This is a genomic window from Streptomyces sp. NPDC101490, from assembly GCF_044767145.1.
Taxonomy (GTDB): Bacteria; Actinomycetota; Actinomycetes; order Streptomycetales; family Streptomycetaceae; genus Streptomyces.
This window is the reverse complement of the sequence record NZ_JBIWNI010000032.1, coordinates 1-13,907: the sequence shown is the minus strand read 5'-3', so window position 1 is coordinate 13,907 and position 13,907 is coordinate 1. Positions and strand designations below refer to the sequence as shown.

General features: G+C 73.0%; 11 protein-coding genes. 8 read left to right on the top strand and 3 right to left on the bottom strand.

Annotated elements, in window-relative coordinates:
- The first annotated feature begins 173 nt into the window (after positions 1 to 173).
- Positions 174 to 2,585 (top strand): endopeptidase La, encoded by a 2,412-nt coding sequence (gene lon, locus ACIRQY_RS33115; RefSeq protein WP_403931881.1) that lies wholly within the window; start codon positions 174 to 176, stop codon positions 2,583 to 2,585.
- Positions 2,586 to 2,877: 292 nt separating this feature from the next.
- Complete coding sequence (locus ACIRQY_RS33110) at positions 2,878 to 3,651, top strand: DUF4240 domain-containing protein (RefSeq protein WP_403931878.1); 774 nt, start codon at positions 2,878 to 2,880, stop codon at positions 3,649 to 3,651.
- Positions 3,652 to 3,810: 159 nt separating this feature from the next.
- Here the strand turns inward: ACIRQY_RS33110 and ACIRQY_RS33105 are convergent, their stop codons facing one another.
- Together ACIRQY_RS33105 and ACIRQY_RS33100 are read right to left on the bottom strand one after the other, a co-directional pair.
- Positions 3,811 to 4,689: a lytic polysaccharide monooxygenase gene (locus ACIRQY_RS33105; RefSeq protein ID WP_403931875.1), complete on the bottom strand. Its 879-nt coding sequence runs from the start codon at positions 4,687 to 4,689 to the stop codon at positions 3,811 to 3,813.
- A 215-nt stretch (positions 4,690 to 4,904) separates the two neighbouring features.
- On the bottom strand, positions 4,905 to 5,738 hold the full coding sequence (locus tag ACIRQY_RS33100; RefSeq protein WP_403931873.1) for a lysozyme: 834 nt from the start codon (positions 5,736 to 5,738) through the stop codon (positions 4,905 to 4,907).
- A gap of 258 nt (positions 5,739 to 5,996) precedes the next feature.
- Here ACIRQY_RS33100 and ACIRQY_RS33095 point away from each other — a divergent pair, with 258 nt between their 5' ends.
- Positions 5,997 to 6,479 carry a MarR family winged helix-turn-helix transcriptional regulator gene (locus ACIRQY_RS33095; protein ID WP_403931870.1) on the top strand — a complete coding sequence of 161 codons (483 nt, stop codon included), beginning with the start codon at positions 5,997 to 5,999 and terminating at the stop codon, positions 6,477 to 6,479.
- A gap of 274 nt (positions 6,480 to 6,753) precedes the next feature.
- On the opposite strand, the gene ACIRQY_RS33090 is transcribed toward ACIRQY_RS33095, so the two are convergent.
- A complete protein-coding gene (locus tag ACIRQY_RS33090) occupies positions 6,754 to 7,542 on the bottom strand; it encodes a hypothetical protein (protein ID WP_403931868.1) in 789 nt (262 codons plus the stop codon).
- A gap of 372 nt (positions 7,543 to 7,914) precedes the next feature.
- On the opposite strand from ACIRQY_RS33090, the gene ACIRQY_RS33085 reads away from it, so the two are divergent.
- Genes ACIRQY_RS33085 through ACIRQY_RS33065 form a run of 5 tightly spaced genes read left to right on the top strand, consistent with a single transcriptional unit; the run spans position 7,915 to position 13,774 of the window.
- Positions 7,915 to 10,908 (top strand): nitrate- and nitrite sensing domain-containing protein, encoded by a 2,994-nt coding sequence (locus ACIRQY_RS33085; protein ID WP_403931919.1) that lies wholly within the window; start codon positions 7,915 to 7,917, stop codon positions 10,906 to 10,908.
- Entirely contained in the window at positions 10,905 to 11,396 is a 492-nt protein-coding gene (locus ACIRQY_RS33080) for a roadblock/LC7 domain-containing protein (RefSeq protein ID WP_351781882.1), read from the top strand. The genes ACIRQY_RS33085 and ACIRQY_RS33080 overlap by 4 nt, the downstream gene beginning before the upstream one ends.
- A complete protein-coding gene (locus ACIRQY_RS33075; RefSeq protein ID WP_366440286.1) occupies positions 11,393 to 11,806 on the top strand; it encodes a DUF742 domain-containing protein in 414 nt (137 codons plus the stop codon). The genes ACIRQY_RS33080 and ACIRQY_RS33075 overlap by 4 nt, the downstream gene beginning before the upstream one ends.
- Positions 11,787 to 12,509 (top strand): GTP-binding protein, encoded by a 723-nt coding sequence (locus tag ACIRQY_RS33070; protein ID WP_403931865.1) that lies wholly within the window; start codon positions 11,787 to 11,789, stop codon positions 12,507 to 12,509. The genes ACIRQY_RS33075 and ACIRQY_RS33070 overlap by 20 nt, the downstream gene beginning before the upstream one ends.
- Before the next feature lie 29 nt (positions 12,510 to 12,538).
- On the top strand, positions 12,539 to 13,774 hold the full coding sequence (locus tag ACIRQY_RS33065; protein WP_403931863.1) for a styrene monooxygenase/indole monooxygenase family protein: 1,236 nt from the start codon (positions 12,539 to 12,541) through the stop codon (positions 13,772 to 13,774).
- The last annotated feature ends 133 nt before the right edge of the window (positions 13,775 to 13,907 follow it).

Genomic DNA, 13,907 nt, shown 5'->3' with positions numbered 1-13,907 from the left:
CCGCACGGGCGGGGCGGAAAGGGAACGGAGCAGAGCCCCGGGCTCACCGTCGACGCCGCCCCCGCGCGGGCGGGGCGGAACTGATCGCTCAGAGCGAACGGGCGGTTGGGAACATTCCCCGGCTCACATGCATTGAGTGCACATAGCTCAACTTGACTGCCGAAGGGGAGATCATGGCTTCTGAGTCCAAGCCGTCCGTGGCGCTCACTCTGCCGGTGCTGCCGCTCGACGACGAGGTCGTGCTGCCCGGAATGGTGGTACCGCTCGACCTGTCCGACGCCGATGTGCGCGCCGCCGTCGAGGCAGCCCAGGCCGCCGCGCGGCCCGGCGCGGGCAAGCCCAGAGTGCTGCTCGTGCCCCGCGTCGACGGGACCTACGCGGGGACCGGTGTCCTCGGCACCGTCGAGCAGGTCGGACGGCTGTCCGACGGCGATCCCGGCGCCCTGATCCGGGGCATCGGCCGCGTCCGCATCGGCGCGGGCACCACCGGCCCCGGCGCCGCGCTCTGGGTCGAGGGCAGCACCGTCGAGGAGACCCTGCCCGAACCGCTCCCCGGCCAGGTCACCGACCTGATCAAGGAGTACAAGGCGCTGGCCACCAGCTGGCTCAAGAAGCGCGGTGCCTGGCAGGTCGTGGACCGCGTCCAGCAGATCGAGGGCGTCGGCGCCCTCGCCGACAACTCCGGGTACTCGCCCTTCCTCAGCGTCGAGCAGAAGGTCGCCCTCCTGGAGACCGCCGACCCGGTCGCCCGGCTGAAGCTCGCCACGGCCCAGCTCCGCGAGCACCTCGCCGAGCAGGACGTCGCCGAGACCATCGCCAAGGACGTCCAGGAGGGCGTGGACAAGCAGCAGCGCGAGTTCCTGCTCCGCCGCCAGCTCGATGCCGTACGCAAGGAACTCCGGGACCTCAACGGCGAGGCCGAGGGCGACGAGTCCGACGACTACCGCGCCCGCGTGGAGGCCGCCGACCTGCCCGAGAAGGTCCGGGAGGCCGCCCTCAAGGAGGTCGAGAAGCTGGAGCGGTCCAGCGACCAGTCCCCCGAGGGCTCCTGGATCCGCACCTGGCTGGACACCGTCCTCGAACTGCCGTGGAACGAGCGGACCGAGGACCGCTACGACATCCGGGGCGCCCGTGCCGTCCTGGACGCCGAGCACGCGGGTCTGGACGACGTGAAGGAGCGCATCACCGAGTACCTGGCCGTCCGCAAGCGCCGCTCCGAGCGGGGTCTCGGCGTCGTCGGCGGGCGGCGCGGCGGGGCCGTCCTCGCCCTCGTCGGCCCGCCCGGCGTCGGCAAGACCTCCCTCGGCGAGTCCGTCGCCCACGCGATGGGCCGCGAGTTCGTCCGCGTGGCCCTCGGCGGCGTACGGGACGAGGCCGAGATCCGGGGCCACCGGCGCACCTACGTGGGCGCGCTGCCCGGCCGCATCGTCCGGGCGATCAAGGAGGCCGGGTCCATGAACCCGGTGGTCCTGCTCGACGAGATCGACAAGGTCGGCTCCGACTTCCGGGGCGACCCGGCGGCGGCCCTCCTCGAAGTCCTCGACCCGGCGCAGAACCACACCTTCCGCGACCACTACCTGGAGGTCGAGCTCGACCTCTCCGACGTCGTCTTCCTGGCGACGGCCAACGTCCTCGACGCCATCCCCGAGGCCCTCCTCGACCGGATGGAACTGGTCAGGCTCGACGGCTACACGGAGGACGAGAAGGTCGTCATCGCCCGTGACCACCTGCTGCCCCGGCAGCTGGAGCGCGCGGGTCTGGCGCCCGGCGAGGTCGTCCTGGAGGAGACGAGCCTGCGGAGGCTGGCGGGCGAGTACACCCGCGAGGCCGGGGTCCGCACCCTGGAGCGGGCGATCTCCCGGCTGCTCCGCAAGATCGCGGCCCAGCACGAACTGGGCGACCGCGAGCTGCCGTTCACGGTCGGCCCGGACGATCTGAGGGACCTCATCGGGCGACCGCACCACGTGCCCGAGTCGGCGCAGGACCCGGCGGAGCGCAGGACCGCCGTGCCGGGCGTGGCCACCGGGCTCGCGGTGACCGGCGCGGGCGGTGACGTCCTCTTCGTGGAGGCGTCCCTCGCCGATCCGGAGACCGGAGCCGCCGGACTGACCCTCACGGGCCAGCTGGGCGACGTGATGAAGGAGTCGGCGCGGATCGCGCTCTCCTTCCTCCGCTCGCACGGCGCGGAGCTGGAGCTGCCCGTCACCGGTCTGAAGGACCGGGGCGTGCACATCCACTTCCCGGCGGGCGCGGTGCCGAAGGACGGCCCGAGCGCGGGCGTCACCATGACGACGGCCCTCGCCTCGCTCCTGAGCGGGCGGCTGGTCCGTACGGACGTGGCCATGACCGGCGAGGTCTCCCTCACCGGCCGGGTCCTGCCGATCGGCGGGGTGAAGCAGAAGCTGCTCGCGGCGCACCGGGCGGGCATCACGACGGTCGTGATCCCCAAGCGGAACGAGGCCGATCTGGACGACGTCCCGGCCGAGATCCTGGAGAAGCTGGAGGTCCACCCGGTGACGGACGTCCGGCAGGTGCTGGAGATCGCGCTGGCCCCGGCATCGGTCCCGGTGGGCGTGGCGGCCTGACCGCGAGGAACGGTCACGACTTCCGTACGGAAGCCATGACCGTGCGGAAGCCGTGACTGTACGGGAGGCATGACAGTACGGGAGTAGACGGCAGTGCGGGAGTGACGACCGTACGGCCGGGGCGGTCGTGCGCGGGAGGTGACCCTACGGCCGGTCCGGACGGGTGGGGCCGTACGGACCGGCCGTGACGGACCGGCCGGTGGTGAACGGTGAGTGGTGAGCGGGGTGTTCCGTACGGAACACCCCGCTTCGTCGTGCTCCGCTGTCAGTGGCGGCTGCGATGCTCGTACGCATGGACGAAGACGCCTTCTGGGCTCTCATCGACGAGTTGAGCCGACGGCCCGGTGACCGGGACGAGCGGCTGGAGTGGCTGACAGGGCGGCTGCTGCTGCGGCCGGCCGCCGAGAGTGCGGTGTTCCAGGCACGCCTGGAGCGGGCTTGCGCGGTGGCCCAGCGGGAGGACCTGTGGAGGGCGGTGGACCGAGTGGAGGGCGGGGCCTGCACCGACGACGGCTTCCACTACTTCACGCTCTGGCTGGTGGCGCAGGGGAGCGAGGTGTACGGGGCGGTGCTCGACGATCCGGACGCGCTGGCCGGTCTGCCGGGGATACGGGCGCTGGCGGGCCGTCCCGGTGACCTCTGGCACGACGACGAGTGGCCGGAGTGGGAGGAGCTGGACTACGCGGCACAGGACGCGTTCGACGAGCTGACCGGCCAGGAGGACGACGACGGGGAGCAGTTCCTCGACGCCGTCGAGGCGGCGGAGGAGGCCGCCGTGGCGGCGGGGGAGTGGGAGGAGTGGGAGCTCCCGGAGGGTCACGGACCGCTGGTTGGCGGGGAGTTCCCGGCGGGCCGGGAGTTCCCGGGCGACCGGGACTTCCCGGCGGGCCGAGGGCTCGCGGGCGGTCGCGGGGAGCCGGAGTTCCCCGGTGGCCGGGAGCCGGATTTCCCCGGTGGCCGGATGAGTGAGGGGGAAGAGGGCGGCGGTTCGCGGGGGTCCCGCTCGGAAGGGGTGGCGTTGCCCCGCCTCACCGCCCTCTTCCCGGTCGGGGCGCCCGCCTCCTGATCGTCATCGGGAGGCGGGCGGAGGGACCGGGCCCCGGGGGCCGTGGGAACCCCCGGGACCGGGAGGCCCCGAGGGGCCCTGAGAGGTCCCGGATCAGGAAGGGCCTTCGGGAGCCGAAGGCCCTCGGTGGTCCGGAGGCCCTCAGGGCCCGACGGGTCCTCAGGAGGCCGAGGAGTTCCGGCGGCGGCTCAGGAGCAGGCTGCCCGCCGCGAAGGTGGCGAGGGCACCCGCTCCCGCGAGGGCGGGCACCAGCGGCGAGGACGAGGTGCCCGTGGTCTCGGCGGAGAGCGCCGGGGCCTTCTCGTCGCCGCCGTGGCCCGCGTGGCTCACGGTGGACAGGGCGACGCCCGCCGCGATCTTCGCCTCGGTCGGCGCCTGGGCCTTCGCCTGCGTGGCCGCCGCGCCGCCGAAGGTGACGTCGGAGCAGCTGTAGAACGCCTCGGGGCTGTCGTTGCGCTGCCACACCTTGTAGACGATGTGACGGCCGGTCCGGGCGGGGAGGTTGCCGGTGAAGTTGTAGAAGCCGTCCGTGGCGGTACGGGCGGTGTTGTGGACGGCGACGGGGGTGGCGTCGAGGTCCGACCACTTCAGGGGCTGCGTGGGGTCGAAGCCGGGCTTGGTGATGTAGACGGTCATGGTGCCCGAGTGGGCGGCCGTGACGCGGACCTTGAAGTTGAAGGCGCCCGTGGCGACCGCCGTGGCGGGCCAGTCGGTGCGCGCCCAGTCCAGGGCCCGGTACTTGGCGCGGTTCGCCGAGCAGAGCTTGCCGTCCGGGATCAGCGCCTGGTGCTGACCTGCGGCGTTGGCGATGTTGACCTCGTTCCAGTCGTAGAGCGGCTGGGTGCCGGAGTCGGCGACGAGGTCCTTGCAGACCTGGGACTTGGGGGCCTCGGGACCCTCGGCGTAACAGGCGGCAACGCGGCTGACCGGGTTGAAGACAGCTCCGTGTGCGGCGGCCGAGGTGGGGGTCAGGCCGACGAATGCGGTGGCGGCGGACAGGGCGGCGACGCCGGTGGCGGCACGGCGGTAGGACAACATGCGGGGGCTCTCTCTCGTGGGGGGAGGAAAGGTACGAGCAACGCGCGCTGAGTGCACGGAAGTTGAATTCCGGGCTACCGCGATAGAGCGTCGCATTGGTCCATACCAATGAGCAAGGGGTCGGGCGGAAAAAGCCGCGACGACCCCCGGGTGCCGCCCCCGGGTCCCCCTGCCCCCAGGTCCCCCCGCCCCCGGGGGCCGTCCCACGCGGGGCGTCAGCCGTTGGCGAGCGCCCGCACCCGTGAGTAGTCCCCGTTGAAGCGGTTGTGGTCGCCGACCGTGGGGCCGGAGGAGGTGTACTGCCACATCGTGTAGTACTGCCATCCGGCGGGGAGTTCGCCGACCGTGGCGGCGTACCGCGCGATCCACAGCGGGTTGGTGGCGGCGAAGGCGGCGGAGTTGCCGGTGCACTGGGTCCACCAGCTGGTCGCGGTGTAGATGACGGCGTCCCGGCCGGTCCGGTACCTGTACCGGTCGGTGAACTCGCGGATCCAGGCGACCATTCCGGCCTGGGACTTGCCGTAGCAGGTGGCGCCGTACGGGTTCCACTCGATGTCGAGCACGCCCGGCAGGGTCCGGCCGTCCTTCGACCAGCCGCCGCCGTTGTCGGCGAAGTGGTCGGCCTGGGCGGCGCCGGTCGTCGTGTCCGGGGTGGCGAAGTGGTAGGTGCCCCGGATCATCCCGATGTCGTACGAGCCGTTGTACTGCTGGGTGAAGGAGGTGTTCTTGTAGTAAGTGCCCTCCGTCGCCTTGACGTAGGCCCACGTGACGCCGCTGTTCCACAGGGTGGGCCAGGCCACGTCGCCGTTGTGGCTGGAGACGTCCACGCCCTCGGTCTGGACGGCCCGGGAGGAGCCCCCGCCGGGGGCGGAGCCGCGCCCGTCGTGGCTGAGGACGCCCATGCCCATGCTGGCGGAACCGCGCGGGGGTGCGGCCCGCCCGTCCGGGTCCTGGGCGGCGCCGGCGGGTCCGGCGAGGGGGAGGAGGAGGGCCAGCGCCGCGAGTGCGGCCGCGGCGAGGGTCGTCGTTCCGGATCCGTGCACACGCATGGCGTGCCTCCGAACGTCTCGGTGGGGGGACTCGGTGGAGGGAGAGGCATGACCATGTCCTGGTGTGGACATGTCATTTCAGGTCCGAGTGCGACGCTACGCGCGGAGACCCGGCCGACGGAAGAGGTCCAGGATTCCGCCGTTGGTCTACTCCTGCGAAATACTGGGGGAGCTGCGGCGACGGCCTCGGCCGGAAGAAACTTTCAGCGGCCCGAAAGCCACCGGCCGGGCACCGGAGAACGTGTGGGAGGTCCTGTCGTGCACAGAAGCGGTACGGGAAGCGGGGGCCGGGTGTCCCCGCCCGCCACGGTCGACCGTGAGTTCCTGGCGCTCGAACGCGAACTGGCGGTGTTCCTGCGGCGCGCCCGCGCCCAGTCCGGCGAGATGGCCCGCGAGGTGCACCCCGAACTGGAGCCCGCCGCCTACGGCCTCTTCGTGCGGCTCGACGACGCCGGGCCCCAGCGGGCCACCGAACTCGCCGGGTACTTCGGGGTGGGGAAGGCGACCATGAGCCGCCAGTTGCGGGCCCTGGAGGACCTCGGGCTCGTCGCCCGCGACCCCGACCCCGCCGACGGGCGCGCCTCGCTCGTCCGGCTGACGGAGGAGGGCCGCGACCGTTTCCGGCACGTACGGGACGCCCGGCGCGAGCGGTACGTCCGCAAGCTCGCCGACTGGGACCGCGCCGAGGTCGCCGAACTGGCCCGCCTCCTCAACCACTTCAACATCCGCTCGGAGGGGTGAGGCCCCGCCGGGCGCCCGGCGGCGCCGACGAGGACACGCCTCCCGGTGCGCCGGGTGACCGGCCCCGCGAGGCGGCGGCCCCGGGCGGGCCCGGGGGCTGTGGCCGGGGAGAGCGGCCGGGGAGGGTGATGCGGGGGCCGTATCCGCCCAGTCCCCGGCGAGCACGAGGACGGCCGCGTGGGCGCCCCGGTGATCGAACCCACCGCCAAAGCCCGGCCACCCAGCCCTCCGGGCCCCACAGCCCCCGGCCGCCCCCGCCCCCGGCGGGCCTTCGTCAGCCCGGGAACTCCACCAGGGCCGCCGTCGCGTCGTCGTGCCGCTTCCAGCGGCGGACCCCGCCCGCCCCGGCGTCCGCCTCCTCCAGCGCCCGTACCCGCCGCAGCAGCCCCAGCGGGCCCTCCTCCCTCAGTACTCCCACGCACTTCGTCCAGTCGCCCGCGCCGAACAGGTCGACCCAGCGGCTCGCGCCGTCCGTCAGCGCGGCCAGGGACCGCACCCGCGCACGGGGCGTCGAACCCGTCACCGCCCGCGCCGCGACCGCCGGATCGGCCGCCGCCGTGAAGAACCCGCCCTCCCGGTTCCGCAGCCGGTCCGTCGCCTCCAGGGACCGCAGCACCTCGTCCGGCAGCCGGTCCAGCCGGTCGTCGAGCACCGCCCGCACCGCCCCGTCCGGGGCCTCCAGGAGGAGGACGGAGTCGGAGAGGACGAGGTGCTCGACCGAGACGTCGTCCCACCGCACCAGCACCACCGTCGCCTGAGGCGTACGCACGTGAGAAAGGTCACAGGTGTCGCGGTGGGCGTCCGCCGTGCGCCGGATGGCCGAGGACAGGATCTCGGACAGGGGCACGTCAGGCCGGGAAGCGGACAGTTCGGTCAAAGCGCCGCCGAGGCGGGCCGTGAACCACGGCACGGTGTGCACACAACCGTCATCGCCCGCGGGTGGTGTGACGCCGTCGAGGAGGACGACGGTTCCCCCACGGCCGGAGGCGGGCAGGGCGGCGGCCACCCAGTCCTCGTTGGGGCGTTCGGGGCTGCCGGGAAGGGTGGCGACATCACTGCGCATGTCCTCCAGTGTGCCCGCCCCGGCGTACTCCTTCACTGGACCTGCAAATGACCGGAAATGGCCTGTACCAAGCCCCCGGAGCCCTTCCCGAGCAGGGAAGGGACCTCCGCGCCGGACTGCGGGCGGGCATCCTGCCAAAGCCCGCGCGGAAGATCCAACCGACGCTCCGCCGAGCCCCGTACCGGCCGTCCGGGGAAGTTGTTCGCCAACTCGGGAGTGCTGTTCACTCGTTCGGGTGGCGGAGCGGCCGATGCGCGTCTCCTTCCCGGAAGCGCTGGAATGGTCGGAAGCCGTACCAGGGGTGGGGGGCGCTCCACGTGACCGGTCGTCACCTCTGCTTTGTGGGCGGACGAGTCAAGAATGCGAGCACCGGTGCAGATGAAGCGGCCTCGGAGCAACAACGGCACGCGGAGCCGGACCCCCGGCGCAGCACCGACCCCGGACGGCACGGCCACGGCACCTCCCGAGGGCCGCTCCAAGCGCGTCCGCAACCGGCTCGTCGCGGGCGTCGCCCTCGTCGGCATCACCGTCCTCGTCGCCGGGGCCCCCGTGCTCCTCACCGCCTCCACCCAGCTCAACGACTCCCAGCGCCTGGTCACCCTCGCCGAACTCGACCGGCAGGCCGTCACCCTGGCGCACTCCCTCTCCGACGAGCGCGACGAGGTCGTCGCGTACATCGCCGCGGGACGCGACAACCAGAGTGCCGACGCCCGGCACAAGCGCCAGGTCACCAGTGTCCGTTCGACCCGCGTGGACCGGCAGATCGACGAGATCCGGCCCGGCGCGACGACCGAACTCCGCCGTGACCTCGCCGGAGTCCCCTCGATCCGCCGCACCGCCCTCACCGGCAAGGGCACCGCCCTCGAAGCCCACCGGGCGTACACCGAGGTCGTCGGCAAGCTCCAGGCCCTCGCCGACGAACTGGCCGACAGGACCCCGGCCCGCGCCGCCGACACCGCGCTCACCGAGGCCACCCGCGCCCCCGCCGCTCTCGGCCGCGCCGTCGAGCAGGCCTCCGCCACCCGGGGCCTGCTCGTCGCCGCGCTCTCCGTGCCGCAGCCCCAGGGGACCGGCGAGACCCACTACGACCCCACGACCGGCACCAACGTCACCGAGGAGCCCGAGGGCGCCGCCGAGGCCGAGCGGGCCCGCGACATCCTCACCGCCGCCGCCCAGCAGGCCCGCGTCCGGGAACTCGCCGCCCTCGGCGACTTCGACCAGGCGGCGGGCTCCACCGCCCGCGACTCCCTCGCCGCCACCGTCGCGGGACCCGACGTCAAGAGCGCCGAGCGCTCCCTGGCCTCCCTCACCGACCAGCCCAGGCTGACGCGGACCGAGCGCGAGACCGACCCGGTGGCGCTGGAAGCGGCCCTGTCCGCCCGGATCGACCAGATGAGGGGCGTCGAGTCCACGCTCGCCGCCGAGCGCGTCGAGCGGCTCGCCGCGCTCCGCGACGACGACGTCACCGGCCTCGAACTGCGCATCGCCTTCCTCGGCGGCTGTCTCCTCGTCGCCGTCGGCATCTCCACCTACGTGGCCCGCACCCTCACCCGGCCCCTCGCCGTGCTCCGCATCGGCGCCGCCCGGCTCGCCGCCGCGCCCGCCGCGCACACCGAGGAGCCGGTCCGCTTCACCGGCCGCAACGACGAGTTCGCGCAGGTCGTACGTTCCCTCAACACCCTGCACGGCAAGCTGTCCGGGCTCGTCGCGCACAACGAGTCGCTCACCGACCGGATCGGCGACGGGCAGGCCGACCTGGCCGCCGCCAAGGAGGCCCTCGGCACCCAGCTGGCCACCCAGCGCGCCGAACTCCAGGGGCGGGTCGCCCTCCTCACCGCCGACCTCGAACGGCTCCGGGGCACCGTCCACCACACCTTCGTCAACCTCTCGCTCCGCAGCCTCGGGCTCGTCGAGCGGCAGCTCGGCGTCATCGAGAAGCTGGAGGAGCGCGAGCAGGACCCGGACCGCCTCGCGACCCTCTTCAAGCTCGACCACATGGCGACCGTCATGCGCCGCCACAGCGAGAACCTGCTGGTCCTCGCCGGACACGAGCACGGACACGGGCACGCCGGTCCCGTCCCCCTGGTCGACGTGCTGCGCGCCGCCGTCAGCGAGATCGAGCGGTACGAGCGGGTCACCATCCACTCCCTGCCGCCGCACGCCCAGATCGCCGGATTCGCCGCCGACGACCTCAGCCACCTGGTCGCGGAACTCCTGGAGAACGCCACCTCGTTCTCGCCGCCGGACGCCTCGGTCCAGCTCTCCGGCTGGCTCCTGGAGACCGGCGAGGTCATGCTCTCCGTGCAGGACGCGGGCATCGGCATGACGCCCGGCCGCCTCTCCGAGCTCAACGCGCGCCTGTCCGGGGCCGACCCGGACGCCTTCGACGGCGAGGGCCTCGGCATGCGGGTGATCGCCCTCCTCGCCGCCCGCCACGGCGTCCGCGTCGAACTCCGGGAGCAGCAGCCGGGCGGCACGGCGGCCGTGGTGGTCCTGCCGCCGCCGCTGCTGCCCGCCACCCCGCCCGCGTCGGTCACGGAGCCCGTACGGGGCTCCGGCACCGTCCCGGTGATCCAGCTCCCCGGCTCGGCCGCCGAGGCCAACTCCAACACCCTGCCGTCCCGGAACCGCGACCCGCTCGTGGAAGCGGCGGAACGCGCGTTCCTGGAGGCGATGGGCGGCGCGCCCGCCCCCGCCGAGGACCGGACGCCCGCCCCCGCCGGAGACCGGACGCCCCCGCCCGCCGACGACCGGACATCCCGGCCCGCCGAGGAGTGGACGCCCCGCTCCGCCGAGCCGCACCCGGCGGCACCCGCCCCCGGACGCCCCCACGACCCGGCGCCCGCCCCCGGATACGGGGCCCCCGGGGACCGCCACGAGTCTTTGTACGACGGGCCCGCCGCCACCCCCGAGGCCCCGGCCCCGCAACCCCCCCCGCGCGCCCCGCTCGGCGAGTCCCTCTCCGAGACCACGCTCCAGGTACGGCTGCCGGTCCCGCCGCCGGAGCCGGACGCCCACGAGCGCGCCGCCGACACGGCCGCCGCACCCGCCCCGGAGGCCCCCGCCGTGCCCGAGGACGGGCAGACGGTTCCCGGACCGCGCCCCGCGCAGTGGGAACGCGTGACCGACAAGGGACTGCCCAAGCGCACCCCGCAGGTGGTGCGTCAGACCGGCGCTGCCGCCACCACCCGAAAGGGTGGTGTCGACGCGGAGGCGCTCCGCCGTCGCCTGGGCGGATTCCACCAGGGGGCCAAAGCGGGCCGCCGAGACGTGGAAGTGGAGTTGGACACGGCGCGCACGGAGGCCGTAAGGACTGCACGTACAGAGGAGATGACGGGGGACACAGTCGAGGAGGCACGCAGTTGACCGCGACGGGAACGTACGGACTGAGCTCGGAAGCCCGAAACCTGCAATGGCTGCTGGGAAACCTGGTGGAGGAGGTGCCCGGGGTCCGCTCGGTCGCCGTGGTCTCCTCCGACGGCCTGATGCTGCTCTCGTCCGACCCTGCCGCCCAGCAGAACACGAAGGCCGCCGCCGAGCCCGGCCGGCCCGGCGGACCGCGAGGATCCAGCGCCGACCTGGCCACCATCGTCTCCGGCATCGGCAGCCTGACCATCGGCGCCGCCCGCCTCATGGACGGCGGCGGAGTGAAGCAGACCATGGTCGCCATGGACGAGGGCAGCGTCTTCGTGATGTCGATCAGCGACGGTTCGCTGCTCGGCGTGCACGCAGAGCCCGACTGCGACATGAGCGTCATCGCCTACCACATGGCGCTCTTCGTGGGCCGCGCCGGGCATGTGCTCACCCCCGAGGTCCGCAGCGAGCTGCGCAAGTCGATGGAGAGCGTCCAGTGACGTCAGCCTCGCACGCCCACCGGCTGCCGGTCCGGGGGAACGGGCGGCGCCCCGCGCGCGTCCGCCCGTACTCGCTCACCGGCGGCCGTACCCGCTTCGGCCACGTGCTGCTCGTCGAGACCTTCGTGGCGGCGCTCGAAGCGCCCGCCGAGCGCAAGGTCCTGACGGACGGCGGACCCGGGGCCCGGGGTCTGATGCCGGAGATGCGGGCCATTGTCGAGATCTGCCGCCGGATGCGGACTGTCGCGGAGATCTCGGCGCTGTTGAAGATGCCGTTGGGGGTCGTCCGGGTGCTGCTCAGCGACCTGGCCGACCAGGGAAAGATCCGTGTGTACGGGACCGGTCACGGCACCGGCCAGCCCGACCGCGCGCTCCTCGAAAGGGTGCTGAGTGGACTCCGTCGTCTCTGACGCCTCCGCCGCCTCCGCCACCACGGCGGCGCCGGTCATTCCCGTGCAGCCCGGGACGGACCTGTTCCACAGGCCCGCCCCGCGTCCCGGGGCCGCCGCCCCGGGCGTCCCCGATCCCGAGGACGGCGCGCGGGACTGGCAGCTCGACCACAGCCGCGCCCCGATCGCGACGAAGATCGTCGTGGCGGGCGGCTTCGGCGTCGGCAAGACCACGTTCGTCCGCGCGGTCTCGGAGATCACCCCGCTCCAGACCGAGGCGCTGATGACCCGGGCGAGCGAGGAGACCGACGACCTCAGCTCCACCCCGGACAAGCTCACCACCACCGTGGCGATGGACTTCGGCCGGATCACCCTGGACAACGACCTCGTCCTGTACGTGTTCGGCACGCCGGGCCAGCAGCGCTTCTGGTTCATGTGGGACGACCTGGTGCGCGGCGCGATCGGCGCGATCGTGCTGGCCGACACCCGGCGGCTCACGGACTGCTTCCCGGCCCTGGACTACTTCGAGAGCTGCGGGATCCCGTACATCGTGGGCGTCAACCACTTCGAGGGCACCGAGCTGTTCGAGGTGGACGACGTCAGGGAGGCCCTGACCGTACCGGCGCACGTCCCGGTTGTGATCATGGACGCGCGCAAGCGGTACAGCGTCGTCGAGAGCCTGCTCGCGATGGTCGCGCACGCCCTCGAAGCCACTCCCGAATAGCACTCACCAGCACGCCAGGAGCTCCACCCATGCGGAAGATACTCATAGTCGGCGCGGGCCAGTCCGGTCTGCAGCTCGCCCTCGGCCTCCAGTCGCGGGGGTACGAGGTCACCCTCATGTCGAACCGCACGGCGGACGAGATCCGCTCCGGCCGGGTGATGTCCACCCAGTGCATGTTCGACACGGCGCTCCAGCACGAGCGGGACCTCGGCCTGGACTTCTGGGAGTCCCAGGCGCCGAGGATCGAGGGCCTCGGCGTCTCCGTCGCCGCACCCGACTCGACGCGTGCGGTCGACTGGGTCGGGAAGCTCGGCGGATACGCGAACTCCGTCGACCAGCGGCTGAAGATGTCCGGCTGGATGGAGACCTTCGCGCGGCGCGGCGGCCAGCTGGTGATCCACGGCGTGGCCGTCGGTGACCTCGACTACTTCTCCCGCAGCTACGACCTGGTGCTCGTCGCGGCGGGCAAGGGCGAGCTGGTGTCCATGTTCGCCCGGGACGCGTCCCGTTCGCCGTACGACGCCCCGCAGCGCGCGCTCTCGGTGGCGTACGTCCACGGTCTGGGGCCCCGCCCCGAGCACCCCGAGTTCGACGCGGTCCGCTGCAATCTGGTGCCGGGCGTCGGCGAGCTGTTCGTGATGCCGACGCTGACCATGAGCGGACGCGCCGACATCCTGTTCTGGGAGGGCGTCCCCGGCGGTCCGGTCGACGCCTTCAAGGGGATCAAGGACCCCTCGGAGCACCTGGCGCTGACGCTGGGGCTGATGGAGAAGTTCCTGCCCTGGGAGTACGCGCGGGCGACCCGGGTCGAACTGACCGACGCGGGCGGCACTCTGGCGGGCCGGTACGCGCCGACCGTGCGCAACCCGGTCGGCCGGCTCCCCGGCGGCGGTCTGGTCCTGGGCGTCGCGGACGTCGTCGTGGCCAACGACCCGATCACCGGCCAGGGTTCCAACTCGGCGTCCAAGTGCGCCGCCGCGTATCTCGCGGCGATCGTCGAGCACGGTGACCGGCCCTTCGACGAGGAGTGGATGCGCGCCGCCTTCGACCGCTACTGGGAGACGGCCCAGCACGTCACGAAGTGGACGAACGCGATGCTGGCCCCGCCGCCGGAGCACGTCCTGAACCTCATCGGCGCGGCGGGCGCCCTCCAGCCCGTCGCCGACCGCTTCGCCAACGGCTTCAACGACCCCTCGGACTTCGAGAACTTCTTCTACGACCCCGAGAAGACCTCGGCGTACCTGGGCGAGGTCACCCCGCACTGACCCCCGGCCGCGCCCGCACGGACCACCGGGGGCCCGGGGGCCCTAGGGCGTGTCTTCAAAGACTCCTTGATGGGGCATCATGTGGTGCATGGTGCGGCGGCATGAGCTCTCGGACGAAGAGTGGGTTGTGCTG